Source organism: Acinetobacter nosocomialis NIPH 2119 (genome assembly GCF_000368085.1).
Classification (GTDB): Bacteria; Pseudomonadota; Gammaproteobacteria; order Pseudomonadales; family Moraxellaceae; genus Acinetobacter; species Acinetobacter nosocomialis.
Genome location: NZ_KB849239.1, coordinates 3,698,094 through 3,714,813 on the forward strand (window position 1 = coordinate 3,698,094; position 16,720 = coordinate 3,714,813).

General features: G+C 39.9%; 16 protein-coding genes. 9 read left to right on the top strand and 7 right to left on the bottom strand.

Features of this window, described 5'->3' with window-relative positions:
• The first annotated feature begins 91 nt into the window (after window positions 1–91).
• From F984_RS21235 to F984_RS21255, 5 genes are all read left to right on the top strand, one after another.
• The gene (locus F984_RS21235) at window positions 92–1,141 is read left to right on the top strand and encodes an AraC family transcriptional regulator (RefSeq protein ID WP_004712001.1); all 1,050 of its coding nucleotides are present in this window, start codon (window positions 92–94) and stop codon (window positions 1,139–1,141) included.
• 244 nt (window positions 1,142–1,385) lie between these two features.
• The gene (trpA, locus tag F984_RS21240; RefSeq protein ID WP_004712002.1) at window positions 1,386–2,189 is read left to right on the top strand and encodes a tryptophan synthase subunit alpha; all 804 of its coding nucleotides are present in this window, start codon (window positions 1,386–1,388) and stop codon (window positions 2,187–2,189) included.
• Window positions 2,186–3,082 (top strand): acetyl-CoA carboxylase, carboxyltransferase subunit beta, encoded by an 897-nt coding sequence (gene accD, locus F984_RS21245; RefSeq protein ID WP_002051365.1) that lies wholly within the window; start codon window positions 2,186–2,188, stop codon window positions 3,080–3,082. Before trpA ends, accD begins: the two co-directional genes overlap by 4 nt.
• Entirely contained in the window at window positions 3,079–4,365 is a 1,287-nt protein-coding gene (gene folC, locus F984_RS21250; protein ID WP_004712005.1) for a bifunctional tetrahydrofolate synthase/dihydrofolate synthase, read from the top strand. Before accD ends, folC begins: the two co-directional genes overlap by 4 nt.
• Entirely contained in the window at window positions 4,356–5,417 is a 1,062-nt protein-coding gene (locus F984_RS21255; RefSeq protein WP_004712006.1) for an SPOR domain-containing protein, read from the top strand. The genes folC and F984_RS21255 overlap by 10 nt, the downstream gene beginning before the upstream one ends.
• A gap of 28 nt (window positions 5,418–5,445) precedes the next feature.
• Here F984_RS21255 and F984_RS21260 read toward each other — a convergent pair whose 3' ends face one another.
• From F984_RS21260 to F984_RS21270, 3 genes are all read right to left on the bottom strand, one after another.
• Window positions 5,446–6,024, bottom strand: coding sequence for a dual specificity protein phosphatase family protein (locus tag F984_RS21260; protein ID WP_004712009.1), 579 nt, complete (start codon window positions 6,022–6,024; stop codon window positions 5,446–5,448).
• Window positions 6,021–6,833 (bottom strand): MBL fold metallo-hydrolase, encoded by an 813-nt coding sequence (locus F984_RS21265; RefSeq protein ID WP_176563846.1) that lies wholly within the window; start codon window positions 6,831–6,833, stop codon window positions 6,021–6,023. Before F984_RS21265 ends, F984_RS21260 begins: the two co-directional genes overlap by 4 nt.
• Window positions 6,834–7,225: 392 nt before the next feature.
• Window positions 7,226–7,867 carry a peroxiredoxin gene (locus tag F984_RS21270; protein ID WP_004712015.1) on the bottom strand — a complete coding sequence of 214 codons (642 nt, stop codon included), beginning with the start codon at window positions 7,865–7,867 and terminating at the stop codon, window positions 7,226–7,228.
• Window positions 7,868–8,273: 406 nt separating this feature from the next.
• Between F984_RS21270 and secA the strand changes: the two genes are divergently transcribed.
• Window positions 8,274–10,997, top strand: coding sequence for a preprotein translocase subunit SecA (gene secA / locus F984_RS21275; protein ID WP_004712017.1), 2,724 nt, complete (start codon window positions 8,274–8,276; stop codon window positions 10,995–10,997).
• Between the two features lie 130 nt (window positions 10,998–11,127).
• Window positions 11,128–11,571 (top strand): hypothetical protein, encoded by a 444-nt coding sequence (locus tag F984_RS21280; RefSeq protein ID WP_002051244.1) that lies wholly within the window; start codon window positions 11,128–11,130, stop codon window positions 11,569–11,571.
• Between the two features lie 66 nt (window positions 11,572–11,637).
• On the opposite strand, the gene F984_RS21285 is transcribed toward F984_RS21280, so the two are convergent.
• The gene (locus tag F984_RS21285) at window positions 11,638–12,948 is read right to left on the bottom strand and encodes an MFS transporter (protein WP_004712018.1); all 1,311 of its coding nucleotides are present in this window, start codon (window positions 12,946–12,948) and stop codon (window positions 11,638–11,640) included.
• A gap of 134 nt (window positions 12,949–13,082) precedes the next feature.
• Window positions 13,083–13,724: a PAQR family membrane homeostasis protein TrhA gene (gene trhA, locus F984_RS21290; protein ID WP_017394135.1), complete on the bottom strand. Its 642-nt coding sequence runs from the start codon at window positions 13,722–13,724 to the stop codon at window positions 13,083–13,085.
• Between the two features lie 127 nt (window positions 13,725–13,851).
• Between trhA and F984_RS21295 the strand changes: the two genes are divergently transcribed.
• Window positions 13,852–15,063 carry a class I SAM-dependent methyltransferase gene (locus F984_RS21295; protein WP_025469379.1) on the top strand — a complete coding sequence of 404 codons (1,212 nt, stop codon included), beginning with the start codon at window positions 13,852–13,854 and terminating at the stop codon, window positions 15,061–15,063.
• Window positions 15,064–15,075: 12 nt separating this feature from the next.
• Window positions 15,076–15,495, top strand: a complete 420-nt coding sequence (locus F984_RS21300; protein WP_004712021.1) for a GNAT family N-acetyltransferase — start codon at window positions 15,076–15,078, stop codon at window positions 15,493–15,495.
• Between the two features lie 29 nt (window positions 15,496–15,524).
• On the opposite strand, the gene F984_RS21305 is transcribed toward F984_RS21300, so the two are convergent.
• Window positions 15,525–16,385, bottom strand: coding sequence for a patatin-like phospholipase family protein (locus F984_RS21305; protein WP_004712022.1), 861 nt, complete (start codon window positions 16,383–16,385; stop codon window positions 15,525–15,527).
• A gap of 15 nt (window positions 16,386–16,400) precedes the next feature.
• The gene (locus F984_RS21310) at window positions 16,401–16,655 is read right to left on the bottom strand and encodes a hypothetical protein (RefSeq protein ID WP_004712023.1); all 255 of its coding nucleotides are present in this window, start codon (window positions 16,653–16,655) and stop codon (window positions 16,401–16,403) included.
• Window positions 16,656–16,720: the final 65 nt, after the last annotated feature.

Sequence of the window (16,720 nt, forward strand, 5' to 3'; positions counted from 1 at the left end):
TAGTATGTCGTGAATGGTCGGCTTTGTTTTGACAGTTATCGCCAATTTTTATACAGTTTGCGACAATATGGCAGTAAAAAAAGGAAACGCCATGCAAGAGTTTACGATCTCAAATGGATACTTTTACCTTTGGAATACGTATTTAAAAGAAAAGGGAATAGCGTGGCAGTCACTCAATTTAAATGACACTCAAACTCGGCAAATACAAAATATTTTATCTGCCTCTATTGATGCTCAGTCCTCCTTACATCTTTTTACTGAGCTTTTAGAACTAACCGAATCTCGATTGCAAGTGACCAATTTGGCTTTAGAAATGGCAGCCTGTATTACACCTGCCAATTTTGGCGTGTTGGGTTATATGGCCTCCAGAAGTGATACCTTAGGTCAAGTGGTTAAATATATTGCTAAATTTCATCGCCTAGTAATAGATGGGGAGCAAGTTGTACCTATACAAATCGAGCAAGATGCTTCCAAAATTCGCTTATATTGGCCTTTGGTTGATGACAGTAATATTGTGCTTAGTGAGTTAACCTTAGCCGCAATGGTACAGCTTGCTAAAGAGATTGCTCCCTTACATGATTTTCTTTTACAACATGTCGAATTTGTACACCGACCTCGGGGGCCATTGGTTCTTTATCAACGCTTCTTTCAGTGCAAATTGTCATTTGACCGACCGTACTATGCATTAACTTTTGCAAGTGAAAGTTTAAATGTTCGCCCCCAGCATGCAGACCCGACTTTAGTGCAGCTTTTAGTAAAACAAGCTGAAGAAGCTTTGGTTCAACGGAAAATACATACCGATTTAGTTCAGCAAATACATTGGATCGTACAAGAATATTTAAAGCATAAGCAGCAGGCTCCAAAAATAGAAGATATTGCCATCGAACTTAATGTTTCAGTACGAAGCTTGCAGCGTCAACTACAGGCATTAAACACTTCATTTAAATTAATTTTAGATACTGAGCGTATGAAGCGCTGCGAGATATTGTTAAGTCAAAATGAAAGTCTTACTGCGATTGCTGACCAGTTGGGTTATTCCGATCAGTCTGCACTTGCGAGGGCACATAAAAATTTAACAGGGCAAACATTATTAACTCGTAAAAAGCAATTGCAACTCACCCATAAAAATACAGAGAAATAGATTTTTTGATGATTTTTTATTCACATTGCAAACGAATAATGGCTCAAAAATAGGAAGCTTTGATCATTGAGAAAAGTTTCAAAATATTGATAAATGTACGCCATGGGTTGTATGAATCATACAATCGAATATCGCCATAACGTTAGGCCTGTTCAATGAGCAAAAAATAGCGTTAAAATGCGGTGTTCTTGTATTTCTACAAACAACTCCTCAATTTTAAATAATTCAAGGAAAGCACAACCCTATGTCACGTCTTGCCACCCGTTTTGAAAAGCTGCAGTCCCAACAACGTAAAGCGCTTGTATCTTATGTCATGGCGGGTGATCCACAGCCACAAGTAACAGTTCAGTTACTTCATAAAATGGTTGCGGCAGGAGTAGACGTTCTTGAGCTTGGTTTACCATTTTCAGACCCGATGGCTGATGGTCCGGTTATTGCGCTTGCTGCGGAACGCGCGCTTGCGGCAGGGACGAACACCTTAGATGCATTGAACATGGTAAAAGAGTTTCGTGAACAGGATCAAGAAACACCTGTTGTTTTGATGGGTTATCTCAATCCTGTTGAAGTGATTGGTTATGAGAAGTTTGTTTCTTATGCGAAACAATGTGGTGTAGATGGCTTATTACTTGTGGATTTACCACCAGAAGAGTCAAAAGAATTTGGTGCGATCTTAAAACAGCATGATATGGACCAAATTTTCTTACTTGCACCAACTTCAACTGATCAACGTATTCAACACGTAGCAAATCAGGCAAGCGGTTTTATCTACTATGTTTCACTTAAGGGTGTAACAGGTGCAGCGACTTTAGATACTTCTGAAGCGGCTGCGCGTATTGAAAAAATCAAAAGTATAACTAACGTTCCTGTTGGCGTTGGTTTCGGAATTAGTGATGCTGCATCAGCGAAAGCGATGGGTAGCGTTGCAGATGCCGTGATTGTAGGTAGTGCTTTCGTTAAATCTTTTGCAACGTTAACAGCTGATGAAGCTGTTGAACAGACGGTGAATAAAGTCAAGGAGCTTCGAGCAGCGCTCGATGAGTTAGTATGAATCAAGAAGTGAAATCAGGGAAAGTTCTTAGCCCTTCGACGCCATGGACACAGCGTCCAGTTCCAGGTATTGAAGTTGCAGATGAGCAACAGACTCTCAAAGCAACATTTACTGAGCCGACTATTGAGTGCCCTGAATGTCATGCTTTAGTGACACGTACAGCTATATCTTTCAATGCGTATGTATGTCCACAGTGTGACGAACACTTAAAAATGAAAGCTCGCGATCGCTTAAACTGGTTCTTCGACAATGTTGTAGCTGAATTAGGTCAAGAATTTAGCGCGAAAGATCCTTTAAAGTTTGTCGATAGCAAACCGTATCCGGAACGTATGCGTGAAGCGCAAACTAAAACTGGTGAAACGGAAGCCCTCATTGCTATGCAAGGAAACTTAAATGGCGTAGACATGATTGCATGTGCTTTTGAGTTCGACTTTATGGGTGGCTCAATGGGTACTGTAGTAGGTGACCGTTTTGTTAAGGCGGCTGAGCTTGCAATTGAAAAACGCCAACCTTTAATCTGCTTTGCAGCTTCTGGTGGTGCACGCATGCAAGAAGGTATGTTGTCACTTATGCAAATGGCGCGTACTTCTGCTGCAATTCAAAAATTAAAAGATGCAGGTTTACCTTATATCGTAGTGTTAACACACCCAGTTTATGGTGGTGTAACTGCTTCTTTAGCAATGTTGGGCGATATCCATATTGCAGAACCTAAAGCAATGATCGGCTTTGCTGGTAAACGTGTAATTGAGCAAACTGTACGTGAAACATTGGAAGAACCGTTCCAACGTGCTGAATATTTGCTTGATCATGGTGTAATCGATCAGATTGTTCATCGTCATGCTTTACGTGATACTGTATCTCGACTTGTATCGAAATTGATGAACTTACCTTGAAACAACAAGCTCCACTTTCAACAGACTCTTTAGATACATGGCTCAATTATTGGAGCCATGTTCACGTTACAGGGATCGATCTTGGTCTGGAACGTGTTATTCCCGTAGCAGAAAAATTAGGAGTGACAAAACCCACTGCTAAAGTTTTCACTGTTGCCGGAACAAACGGGAAAGGTTCAACTACAACAACACTTGCGTCTATATTAAAAGCACAAGGTTATAAAGTTGGGTTGTATCAATCGCCGCATATCTATCGGTTTAACGAACGAGTCAAATTAGGTGGAGTCGAGGTTGATGATCAAAGCCTGATTGATGCTTTTGTACAAGTTGATCAGGCTCGTCGCGATTGCGATTTAAGCTTATCGTTTTTTGAAGCAACCACTTTGGCTGCTTTTGTCATTTTTAAACAGCAACAATGCGATGTATGGGTGCTTGAAGTCGGTTTAGGCGGACGTCTGGATGTCGTCAATGTCATTGACCCTAATATTGCTGTGATCACCAATATTGGACTTGACCACACTGACTGGTTAGGCGATACCATCGAGAAAATTGCTTTTGAAAAAGCAGGTATCATTCGCCCTGATATTCCAGTCATTTTTGCAGGTGAGCAAGTTTTACCTCAAGCCATTCAAGAAAAAGCCAATAGTTCAAAAGCGACACTATACGCGATTAACAGAGACTATTTCTATAAACTCGCAAATGATGGAAAACACTGGTATTTTGCAAGTGAAGGAACTACTTTAAAACTGCCACTAGGGTCACTTGCAATTGAAAATATTGCAGGAGCAGTTGCTGCTGTCTTAAATAGCGGACTTGAAATCTCACAATCGGCGCTAGAGAAGGGCATTGGAAATGCTCGCTTGGCAGGACGCTTTGAAGTGCGTCAAGTCAATGGAAAAACCATAATTTTCGATGCTGGACACAATCCACATGGTGTTGAATTTTTGTTAAAGCAATTGCGAAATTTCTTAGAATACAATAAACAGTACACAGAAGTTGTCGCAGTATTTTCAATGCTGGCAGATAAAGATATAAAATCAGTAGTCGATTTATTGAAACCTACTGTTTTACATTGGAAAATTGCTGAGTTGAATGTGCCGCGTGCTGCACCGATTCAGCAATTGAATGACGCCCTACAAGGCCAGACAATACAACAATTTTGCAATATCAAAGAGGCTTTTAAATCAGCGCTTGAGCAGACAAATAACAATCAGCTGATTTTAGCCTGTGGTTCGTTTCATACTTTAGAAGCGATTTGGGAGTATTTGGAAGAATGTCAATGAATAACAAACAACGCTGGATGGGTGGCGTTGTTTTATTAGGTGGTGGTGTTTTATTGGCAGCATTACTTCTAAAAGGAAATGAAGAAATAAAACATGTGGGCGCTGAACCACAAACCTCTACATCACCGAAGCCACAAGCTAAGCCAAAGCCATCCGCACAAGAAGGGCAGATGGTACAGCTACAGCCGCTTGCAGTAGATGTGGAAACAGAGAAACGTCTTCTGGAAGAACAACGCCGTTCCCGTGAAAAAGCTGTCGCGGAACAAGAAGCTCGTGCTGCTCAGTTCTTGGCAATGCAACAACAAGCAGAAGCAGATGCAGCGCGTAAAGCCGCTGCAGAATATGCTGCGATTAATGCACGCCGTGCTGCTGCGCAGGAAAGTTCAGATAATATCCCTCCTGAAGTTGCAGGTGGTGAAGGTAAGACAAAAGGACAGCAGACTGATACAAAAAAGCCAGTAGATACAGCTAAAGCAGATGCAGATAAAAAAGCTGCTGAAGCGAAGAAGCAAGCAGAAGCCGACAAAAAAGCCGCTGAGGCAAAGCGTCAGGCCGAAGCTGATAAAAAAGCAGCAGAAGCTAAGAAACAAGCCGAGGCAGAAAAGAAAGCTGCTGAAGCTAAAAAGCATAAGGCTGAAGCAGAGAAAAAGGCTGAAGAAGCTAAACATCAAGCTGAGGCGGAAAAGAAAGCTGAAGCTAAGAAACATGCTGAAGCAGAAAAGAAAACAGCAGAAGCTAAACATAAAGCTGAAGCAGAGAAAAAAGCTGAAGCTGAGAAAGCGCGTGAATTGCTTGAAAATGGCGATAAGAAATGGATGGTACAGGTTGCATTGGCTGCTAATCAGGCAAATGCAGATGCTGTTGTTTCTAAACTACGCGCTAAAGGTTATAAGGTCACGACAAGCCCAACCAGTAAAGGTATTCGCATTATGGTTGGACCAGCAAAAGACCGTGATACTGCAGATGCAGCTCGTAAGAAAATTACCTCTGACTCCAGTTTAAACATGAAGTCAGCTTGGGTGATTGATTGGGTGCCATTAGATCAGCGCTAATCTGATCATAAGTTTATTCAAGATCTAGTTAAGATGGATTCGACAATTGTTGTTGAATCCATTTTACATTTTCAGGGGTGAATAAACGGTCAATATTTTTCCAAATAATATGGTAACCATATCCACCTTGTTTCATTTCTTTAACAGCATCATCAATTGTCCAATCTTCAAAAATAATTCGGTACATTGCAACGCTGGCACCGGTACGGTCTGAACCATGGTAACAGTGTAATAAAACACGTTGGTGATTTTGTTTGGCAATTTTAATTTGCTGCATGACTTTTAATAGATCTTGTCTGTTAATAGCCCATGTGTCGATAGGAATGTGAACAAGATTAAAATTTTCATTTTTAAATACTAATTCATCTGAGTCTTTAGCTCTTAAATTAATAATAGTTCCAATTTGATGGTGCTTTAACTCGGGAATCATTGCTGCATTTGGTTGTTCGCTACGAAAAACATCATTACTCACTTGATAGAAATTATGGGTTTGAGAAACTAAAGTTCCCCAATCTTTGGGTCTATGCTCATGTGCAATGCTTTCATGTTGCATACATCCTTGTAGGTTTAAACACAGAACAAAAGCAATGAGGGAGAGTTTTTTCATGTTTGATACCGTCGAAGCTCATGAGGATCATGGGCACAAATAATTTCAATCGTTGGCTCATGTTGAGCCAAATGCTGTATTTTTTTCAGGTTAACAAGACGCTTTTCATTGTCTTCTGCAAATGTTTTTTCCAGAAGGGTCAGCGATCTTAATTTATTTTTAGGATTTAACTCTAGGTGTGAGTAGTAAGCATCTCCGCAGAACAATAACCACTGATTTTGCTGTTTGATGGCAATACCACAATGTCCTGCGGAATGGCCTAATAATGGCACCATTAAAATTTCGTCTTGGAATAACGGGAAACCTTTGACTTTTTCAAGATTAAACCATTTTTCACCCTGCTGATATTCAACAAAATTCCAGTATCGATGATGATTATATTGATTGGTTCTATAACGAAGCTTACCTTTAAAATTAGGCAATTGTGCAGCATTATATTCAGCGGCTAACACATGAACTGTGGCATGAGGAAAATCCGAAATGCCACCTGCATGGTCAAAGTCGAGGTGAGTCACAAAGATGTGTTGTACATCTTTAGGATGAAATCCTAATTTTTGTATTTGCTGAATCGCGCTGAATTCAAGATTCGGCTCAATTTTCCCCAAACGTTTGACTAAAGAGCCAAGGCGCTGTTGCATGTGTAAATAGTCTTGCAGACCAAATCCGGTATCAATGAGCACAAGGCCTCGATCAGTTTCGACCAAAAGACAATGGCATACAACGTCAGCTTTCCAGCCTTTCTGCCCAAATAATGGTGCGCAGACAGGACACATACTGCCGCATTTCAAATGATGAATTTTATGGATCATGATTTTTGTTTTTTGCACAAACTCCTTGGGAGTTATAACTGATCTCGACAGTAAAAACCATGTATATTCAATAATGCAAAAAAAAGCCATCGGATGAGATGGCTTGGAGATGGAAATATTCGTTTATGAGCTTTAGTTAGTTTTCTTTGCTTTTTCTCATTATTGATTGCGCGCTTTATTGGTTTTTTAGGCAACTTTTCAAATGTCTACCTATGCGCTTCGCTTGTTTTGCAGGGAACCTTTCAGACACTTGCCTACGCACTGCGTTTGTCTTGCAGGGAACCTTTCAGATGCTTGCCTACGCATTGCGTTTGTCTTGTAGTCAAATTTTCAAATGTTTGCCTACGCGCTTCGCTTATCTTACGCTTCGATTAAAGCCTTTTTTAAAGGCTTTAATCTTGCTCAGGCTGTGGTGTAAGGCGTAAATAAGGTTTCACCGCAGTATAACCTTTAGGGAAGCGTTGTTTAATTTCCTCTTCATCTTTTAAAGAAGGAACAATGACCACATCTTCACCTTGTTGCCAGTTCGCTGGTGTAGCCACTTTATGCTTATCGGTTAATTGTAATGAGTCAACAACACGTAAGACTTCATTAAAGTTACGACCAGTCGAAGCAGGGTAGGTGATGATTAAACGAACTTTTTTATTTGGGTCAATAATCACTAAAGAACGAACAGTAAGGGTTTCACTGGCATTCGGATGAATAAAACCATAGAGTTCAGATACTTTGCGGTCTTTGTCGGCAATAATTGGAAAATTAACTGTAGTATTTTGAGTTTCATTAATGTCATTAATCCAGCCTTTATGCGACTCCACGTCATCTACAGATAGGGCAATCGCTTTAACATTACGTTTTTCAAATTCATCTTTTAATTTCGCTGTATAGCCTAATTCTGTTGTACATACAGGGGTATAGTCAGCGGGATGCGAGAATAAAATACCCCAACTATTACCTAAAAAATCATAAAAATTAATTGTGCCTTCGCTTGATTCTTGTTGAAAATCAGGGGCAGTGTCTCCTAATCGTAATGTCATGATCTTTCCTCAGTTGCTTAAAATTTGTTATATGTTGAAATGACTATGCCGCAATTTATTTATTATTAAAATTATTGTTTTTGTATTTTATTATGAACTTTTTATATAAGTGTAAATATATATGACTAAAACTCGTTAATTTATGGCCTGAATCAATGTAACTTTAAGATAAATTTGCTAAATTAGATTTCTCGGAAGTTGTGTTCAATAGATAAGCGTTAATGTTGAGTTTTAGGTGCCAGATGCATTAAAGGGGCTTAGATAAAGGGTAAAACCGTTTATCTAACTATCAGATTTTTTTTATGGGTTTTGTGCAAACCCCTTGTACTTCAAATTTCTGACACCATAATAAACGACTGAGAAAAAATTTATTCATTTGACCAAGCAAGATTTAGAGAGTTTATCCATGTTGGCAAGTCTGATCGGAGGTATCTTCGGTACAAAAAATGAGCGTGAACTCAAACGCATGCGCAAAATTGTTGAGCAAATCAATGCGCTCGAGCCGACGATATCAGCTTTAAGCGATGCAGACTTATCTGCAAAAACTCCAGAATTCAAACAACGTTATAACAATGGCGAAAGTTTAGATAAGTTACTCCCTGAAGCGTTTGCAGTTTGTCGTGAGGCAGCAAAACGTGTGATGGGCATGCGTCACTACGATGTGCAATTGATTGGTGGTATTACTCTCCACGAAGGCAAAATTGCCGAAATGCGTACCGGTGAAGGTAAAACCCTTATGGGTACTTTGGCGTGTTACTTAAACGCATTAAGTGGCGAAGGCGTTCATGTGATTACCGTGAACGATTACTTGGCACAGCGTGACGCTGAGTTAAACCGTCCATTATTTGAGTTTTTAGGTTTAAGCATTGGTACAATTTATTCAATGCAAGAACCGTCAGAAAAAGCAGCGGCTTATCTTGCTGACATTACTTATGGGACCAATAACGAATTTGGTTTTGACTACTTACGTGACAACATGGTGTTTTCTTTAGCAGAAAAGAAACAACGTGGCTTGCACTATGCCATTATCGATGAAGTTGACTCAATCTTAATTGATGAAGCGCGTACCCCATTAATTATTTCTGGTCAAAGTGAAGACTCTTCACATCTCTATACGGCAATCAATACAATTCCACCAAAACTACGCCCGCAAAAAGAAGAAAAAGTTGCGGATGGTGGGCATTTCTGGATTGATGAAAAGCAACGTTCAGTTGAAATGACTGAAATCGGTTATGAAACTGTAGAGCAAGAACTTATTCAAATGGGCTTGTTGGCTGAAGGCGAAAGCTTATATTCGGCAACAAACCTAAACCTTGTTCACCATGTATCTGCAGCTATTCGTGCGCATTTCTTATTCCAACGTGACGTTCATTATATTATTCATGATGGTGAAGTCATCATTGTTGATGAGCATACTGGCCGTACAATGCCGGGTCGTCGTTGGTCAGAGGGTCTGCACCAAGCAGTTGAAGCAAAAGAAGGTTTGGAAATTCAGCCTGAAAACCAGACATTAGCGACAACTACATTCCAGAACTATTTCCGTCTTTATAAAAAGCTTTCAGGTATGACAGGTACTGCTGATACTGAAGCTGCGGAAATGAAGGAAATTTATGGTCTTGATGTTGTTATTATTCCGACACATCGTCCAATGATTCGTAATGACCAAAACGATTTAATCTATTTAAACCGTAACGGCAAATATAATGCGATTATTCAAGAAATTATGAATATTCGTGAGCAAGGTGTTGCACCGATTCTAATTGGTACAGCAACCATTGAAGCCAGTGAAATTCTATCTTCTAAGTTGATGCAAGCTGGTATTCACCATGAAGTGTTGAACGCTAAACAGCACGAGCGTGAAGCAGACATTATTGCTCAGGCGGGTAGCCCGAATGCAGTAACAATTGCAACCAACATGGCTGGTCGTGGTACAGATATTATCTTGGGGGGTAACTGGAAAGCGAAACTTGCCAAGCTTGAAAACCCAACAGCAGAAGATGAAGCACGTCTAAAAGCACAGTGGGAGCAGGACCACGAAGATGTATTGCAAGCAGGTGGTTTGCACATTATTGGTTCTGAACGCCATGAATCACGTCGTATTGACAACCAGCTGCGTGGTCGTGCGGGCCGTCAAGGTGACCCTGGTGTTTCTCGTTTCTATTTATCTCTTGAAGATGACCTCATGCGTATTTTCGCAGGTGACCGTGTTGTTGCCATGATGCGTGCAATGGGCTTACAAGAAAATGAAGCGATTGAACACAAAATGGTAAGTCGCTCTATCGAAAATGCTCAGCGTAAAGTTGAAGCACGTAACTTCGATATCCGTAAGAACTTATTGAAATACGATGATGTGAATAATGAACAACGTAAGATCATTTATTCACAACGTGATGAAGTGTTAGCTGAAAATACTTTACAAGATTACGTTGAAGAGATGCATCGTGAAGTCATGCAAGCCATGATTGCCAACTTTATTCCACCTGAGTCAATTCATGACCAATGGGATATTGAAGGTCTAGAAAATGCATTACGTATTGATTTAGGTATTGAACTTCCGGTTCAGGAATGGTTAGAACAAGACCGCCGTCTTGATGAAGAAGGTCTGGTTGAGCGTATTAGTGATGAAGTGCTCGAACGTTATCGTCAACGCCGTGCGCAAATGGGTGATGAGTCAGCAGCAATGCTTGAGCGTCATTTCGTTCTAAACTCTCTTGATCGCCACTGGAAAGATCATTTAGCTGCAATGGATTATTTGCGCCAAGGTATTCACTTACGTGGCTACGCGCAAAAGAACCCCGAGCAGGAATACAAAAAAGAAGCGTTTAACCTGTTTGTGAACATGTTAGGCGTCATTAAAACTGATGTTGTGACTGATTTGTCTCGTGTACATATTCCAACACCAGAAGAACTTGCAGAAATGGAAGCTCAACAGCAGCAACAAGCTGAGTCGATGAAGCTTTCTTTTGAACATGACGATGTAGATGGCTTAACAGGTGAAGTGACTGCCTCTCAAGAAGCACTCAATGAGCCGGCTGGTGAACAACAAATGTTCCCAGTACCAGAAAGTCGTAATGCACCATGTCCATGTGGTTCTGGTTTAAAATATAAACAGTGTCACGGTAAAATTTAATTTTCGTGATAAAAAAAGCAGAACAATCGTTCTGCTTTTTTTTCATTTGTAGTAAGCCTGTGAATAATGTTTGCAGTTTTAAGTATTAAATGCTATTTACTTCTCATCCAGAGTGTATGTTGGAAAGACAATGAAAAAAGTATTACAACCTTTATTTTTAACTGTTCTTGCTGTACCAAGTTTTGTTTTCGCAGCAGAAACAGCTTCAGCACCTCAAACCACAACGGTTGATAAGGTTCTTGCGGCAAAAGGCCCAACTTCGGCTCAGGCTGTAGTGAAACAAGAGAATACGACGGTAATTAGCCCTCGTACAGGTATTCGTTATACATTGGGTAACACAGGTAATCGCCCAATCATTTTACAAACTGCTGCAATTGCTCCAGCAAACTCTGCAAACATTAATCGTATTGTGGCAACTAACCCAGCTCTATCTGCAAAAAGCCAAGAAAAAGCAAAAATTGCATTAATTGGTGAAGCAGCAGTTGCGGGCGCAGCAGCTGTGGCGGCAAGTAATGTAACTGCTCCTGCAGCGACAAACAGTGTTGCACCAGCAAACCCTGCATCAATGAATTAATTTTCATATATAAAAAAGCCGGTCAATTTTGAACCGGCTTTTTTATATTAGGGTGTTTGAAAATACTTAAATCTGATTATTCACATCTTCATTCTTGGTTTCACGAATAAGTAAAAAGGCGACCAATGATAAAAGTGATGCCGCTGTAAGATAATAACCTACAGCATACAAACCATAAGTTTCAGCAAGTTTTGTGGCAATTAATGGCGCAAACGATGCACCAAAAATACCAGCTAAGTTAAAGGTTAATGCTGAACCTGTATAACGAACTGAAGTTGGGAAAATCTCAGAAAGAACCGTACCAATCGGGCCATAGGTCAAACCCATAATTGATAGGCCAGTACATAAGAAAAGAAAAACGATAAGAGTATTTCCAGATTCTAACATGCTAGAGAAGAATAATCCGAAGATCGCAGCAGCGATACATACACCCACTGAAGTTGCTTTACGTCCAAATTTTTCTGCAAAAATAGCAGATAAAGGTATAAAGGCTGCAAAACAAAGTGTGGCAAAAAGTTGAAGTTCTAAAAACTCACCACGTGCATATCCCAGTTTTGTCGTTCCCCAGTTAAGTGCAAACACTGTGGTCAAATAAAACACCACGAAAGTACAAATTGCGGCAATTGTGCCGAGAATAAGCTTTCCAGTGTGTTTCGTGACAACTTCTTTAAATGGAATATTAACTTCTTTTTGCTTATCTAAAACTTTCTGGAAAGCTGGAGTTTCATGGAGTTTTAAACGGATATATAAACCAACAATAACCAATATTGCACTGGCAATAAATGGAATACGCCAGCCCCATTGCATGAATGCTTGTTCAGGAATAGCTGCACTTAAAAGTAAGAATGAACCCGTTGCTAAAATAAAACCAATAGGGGCGCCAAGCTGTGGGAACATGCCATACCATGCACGCTTACCTTCTGGTGCATTTTCGGTTGCAAGTAGTACAGCGCCACTCCATTCACCCCCTAGACCTAAGCCTTGTCCTAGACGGCAAACCGCTAATAGTAATGGAGCCACAATCCCGATTTGAGCATAAGTCGGAAGTAAGCCAATACATACCGTTGATATACCCATAGTGAGTAATGCTGCCACTAGGGTTGCTTTACGTCCAATACGATCCCCTAAATGGCCAAATAGCGCTGCACCAATAGGACGGGCAATAAAGGCAATCGCAAAGGTTGCTAGTGACTGTAAGACTGCGGCACTGCCACTGCTAGCAGGGAAAAACAGATGTGGAAAGATAATCACGGCAGCAGTTGCATAGATATAAAAGTCGAAGAACTCAATGGTTGTACCGACTAAGCTTGCAAACAAAACCCGTGTTTTTGAATTGGTGGCTACTACAGGAGCAGCTGTCGCAGAGGTTGACTCCATATAAGTCCTTATATCAGTTAAAATTTATTTTTAGTTTACTATTCTCTTTAAAGGCATATTTTTCTTCAAAGAATAGTGTGAAAGAACATCTTCCATGACTCTTTCAGGATCACTGAATATGAGTGAAAAATGGATTAAACAACGTACCAATAGATTGCAAGAAAGTGTGCACCTGCACCTAAAAGTACAAAAATATGCCATATCGCATGGGTATATCTTACCTTTTTTAACGCGTAAAACAATGCTCCAACGGTGTAAGCTAAACCTCCAGTAATCAATAACATCAAAGCATCTTTACTTAAATAGATACGCATATCATCCATTACAAAAACGGCAAGCCACCCCATAAGAACATAAGCGAGCAAAGAGATTTTCTGAAAACGATGAATAAAAACTAACTTGAAAAGTGTACCAATTGCAGCAATGCTCCAGAGTGCAATAAGCAGAATATGAGCTTTTTGTGTAGGTATCGCAATACTCAAGAACGGGGTATATGTCCCAGCAATTAAATAATAAATAGCAGTGTGGTCGAGTTTCTTATACCAGTAACGTAAGTTTTGGGTCTGGGCAAAATGATAGAGAGTCGAACTGGTAAAAACGAGAATGAGGCTAAATGAATATACCCACAAACCTACCCACTGTGCGGTGGAAAGATAAGAACCTTTTATAATTAAAAGGATAGATGCAATCACGGCCATAACAACGCCAGCACCATGGCTATAGGCATTAAAAAGTTCTTCTTTAGGATCGTAAGTTTCTAACACCGATTTGCTCATAAGTTTATTTTTTTGATTAAAAATACAAATGTATAGAAATACAAAACAGTCGTAAAGTTATTTTATTTTTAATCCTATACCCTTTAAACTTTCACTTTATATGAGTCACCATTCTTTAGGTATATCTGTGTCGGTTTTCTCCTTTGAGCAAGAACAGCAATTCTTTCATGAAATCAAACAAATGCTTGATGAGCAAAGTTTTGAGCGTTTGATTTTGAGCCAATATAAAGGAGAGGTGGCACAGCTAGAAAAAATCACTTTCCGTATTGTGGAGTTAAATGGGAAAAAACAGCTTTCAGCTTTATATCATTATACTACTCAAGATGTGACCAAAAACTATACCTTTGAAGAGGGTTTAGAGCAGATCGCAACACTGATTGTTCAATGCAAACAAGCAAATTTATTTTCAACTCTGCAAGAAATTCAGCTTAAAAAAAATAAGAAAAAAGCCATGCTTAATATGGGTAAAAAGCAAAGTACGAATACGACTCCAACAGTACAAGCGCATGATCGTGAAAAACAGCGTTATGTACAGCAAGGTAGTGCATTTTTAAAAGAGCTTGGTATTACCGATGAAAAAGCTCAAATCATTCCAAGCATGGCTCGTAAATGGAAGCAAATTAATAAATTCATCGAAATTTTTGCGAATGCGTATGAGCAGATCGATGCAGAGCAAAAAGAGTTACGCATCGTCGATTTTGGTTCAGGGAAAGGCTATTTAACTTTTGCTTTGTATGATTATTTGCAGGAACAACAAAAGATACCGCTCATTACAGGTGTAGAGCTGCGCCGTAACTTGGTTGAGTTTTGCCAGAATGTGGCAGACAAAGTGCATTTTAATCATTTGGACTTTTTTGAAGGTGATGTTCGTAGTTATCAGCCAGAAAAACTGGACGTTATGATTGCTTTGCATGCGTGTGATATCGCGACTGATTTTGCCATTCATACCGGAATTCGTTTGAACGCTTCAATGATTATGTGCGCGCCGTGCTGTCACAAAGAATTACGTCCACAACTACATAGTCCTGAAGTTTTACAACCCATGCTACAGTTTGGTATTCATGCTGGACAGCAAGCTGAGATGTTGACCGATACTTTGCGTGCGTTACTTTTAAAAGCGTATGGTTATGAAACCAAAGTTTTTGAGTTTGTATCACTTGAGCATACCAGCAAAAATAAAATGATTTTGGCAACAAAACGCAAAGACGTTTCTCAACCTGATGCGAAAATTATGGCTCAAATTCAAGCATTGAAAGAAATGTATGGGATTAAAAAACAGACCTTGGAATTGTTATTACAAGATCAGTTGCCAATCGAAAATATTGGTTGCAAATGCTAGGAAGGTGAGTGGATGTATAAAATTATAGCGGGTGATTGGAAACAGCTTGAGAAGGACGCCAAATACATCCGTGAACAAGTTTTTATTCAAGAGCAAGGTATTGCACCCGAAGACGAGTGGGATGATTTTGACGCTACTGCTGTACACTTTATGGTGTATGACAAAGAGCAGCCTATCGCTACAGCACGCTTGTTACCGCAGCATAGTGTAGGACGTGTTGCTGTTTTAATACCTTATCGAAAGCAGGGTATAGGTAAAATTTTAATGCAGCATATTATTGACTATGCCCGTAATCAAAAATTGCCTTATTTAAAGCTTTCCGCGCAAACTTATGTGACAGCTTTTTATGAAGCTCTAGGTTTTAAAGTGCAGGGTGAGGTTTACCAAGATTGTGGTATTCCACATATTGATATGACTTTAGCGTTAAGTTGAGATTCCTTTTTAGAAATCTCAACTTTGAATTACTTCATCGCATTCCAGTTTTCGATGGCTTGTAAGCCTGTTTCCAAACCAACTTCATAACTGTAACGAAGCTTTTTCGGATTTGTCGTTAAACGACCTGCCATATTTTTAAGAGGCGGTGGACATACCTCTAAAATTTGCTGTTCAGGGTTACTGCTACGAACAAATTCAACTGAAGCATTATAACGAGCACAGCGGTTACGCAAGCTATTTGCAAAACCGTAATGGTGTTTAAAAGCATATTTTGCAAGGAATTGGTCGCCTCGACTACTTGCTTTAAAGTAGTTCTTCGGGCGAGTACGTAAAACTAATAGCTTTTTGACACCACTTTGCTGAGCCGTCCAGCGAACGGGTAGAGCATCTGCAACGCCGCCATCAAAGTAGGGTTCACCCATAATATCGACGGGATGACGAGTCAAAACCGGAATTGAGCTAGAAGCACGCAGTGCATTTAGCAAATTATCTTTACCAGCACGAAGATACTCAGCATGACCAGTTTTAGCATGCGTTAATACCATATAAAAATCTGGATTTTTGGCAAAAAGGCTCTGTTGATCAAGAGGATGTTCTTGCTCGCCAATTTCCCACATCCATTTTAAATCGAGTAAATCGCCACCTTTAAAGAAGCGCTTATAATCGATAAATTCAGGACGTAATGAGTGGTCAACATAGAAGGTTAAAGTCCGGCCCTGTTGGCCTGCCAAGTAGTTAGCCACATTGGTCGAACCAGAAGATACACCAACGTATAAGTCAAAAGGATTGAACTGTTGTTGTAGAAAAGCATCAAGTACACCACTGGTAAAGGCACCACGCATGCCTCCACCTTCTACAACCAGTGCGTTGCGGGAAAAATCTGTCATTTTAAAAATATCTGATTACTGATGTGAATGCTGATGTTCTTGCATGTCCATTTCAGGCATGTTGTCATGCTGACTTTGTTGATCTGTCGATTTTTCAGCTTTTTGTTGCATTTCGTGCTGTTGAGCTTTGCGCTGAGCACCTGGCATATAGTCAGGTTCATTACTCATTGCTAAATAGAAAAAGCCAAGGAAAATCGCACTTAAAACACCAACGATCAGAACAAATTTCCAGCCTAAAACTGCTGACTCGGAAGAATTTTTATCGGACATAAGGATTTCTCGAATGTGCTGTAGAAGCACAAAAATGAAGTCTATTTATAGCATATTTAGGCAGT

Bases quoted from the DNA above. Each gene is read 5' to 3' on its own strand.
- F984_RS21305 (WP_004712022.1), bottom strand. From the start codon at position 16,385: ATGACAGATTTTTCCCGCAACGCACTGGTTGTAGAAGGTGGAGGCATG.
- secA (WP_004712017.1), top strand. From the start codon at position 8,274: ATGTTGGCAAGTCTGATCGGAGGTATCTTCGGTACAAAAAATGAGCGT.
- F984_RS21265 (WP_176563846.1), bottom strand. From the start codon at position 6,833: ATGATCCATAAAATTCATCATTTGAAATGCGGCAGTATGTGTCCTGTC.
- accD (WP_002051365.1), top strand. From the start codon at position 2,186: ATGAATCAAGAAGTGAAATCAGGGAAAGTTCTTAGCCCTTCGACGCCA.
- trhA (WP_017394135.1), bottom strand. From the start codon at position 13,724: ATGAGCAAATCGGTGTTAGAAACTTACGATCCTAAAGAAGAACTTTTT.
- F984_RS21235 (WP_004712001.1), top strand. From the start codon at position 92: ATGCAAGAGTTTACGATCTCAAATGGATACTTTTACCTTTGGAATACG.
- F984_RS21285 (WP_004712018.1), bottom strand. From the start codon at position 12,948: ATGGAGTCAACCTCTGCGACAGCTGCTCCTGTAGTAGCCACCAATTCA.
- F984_RS21300 (WP_004712021.1), top strand. From the start codon at position 15,076: ATGTATAAAATTATAGCGGGTGATTGGAAACAGCTTGAGAAGGACGCC.
- F984_RS21255 (WP_004712006.1), top strand. From the start codon at position 4,356: ATGTCAATGAATAACAAACAACGCTGGATGGGTGGCGTTGTTTTATTA.
- F984_RS21280 (WP_002051244.1), top strand. From the start codon at position 11,128: ATGAAAAAAGTATTACAACCTTTATTTTTAACTGTTCTTGCTGTACCA.
- F984_RS21270 (WP_004712015.1), bottom strand. From the start codon at position 7,867: ATGACATTACGATTAGGAGACACTGCCCCTGATTTTCAACAAGAATCA.
- F984_RS21260 (WP_004712009.1), bottom strand. From the start codon at position 6,024: ATGAAAAAACTCTCCCTCATTGCTTTTGTTCTGTGTTTAAACCTACAA.
- trpA (WP_004712002.1), top strand. From the start codon at position 1,386: ATGTCACGTCTTGCCACCCGTTTTGAAAAGCTGCAGTCCCAACAACGT.
- F984_RS21310 (WP_004712023.1), bottom strand. From the start codon at position 16,655: ATGTCCGATAAAAATTCTTCCGAGTCAGCAGTTTTAGGCTGGAAATTT.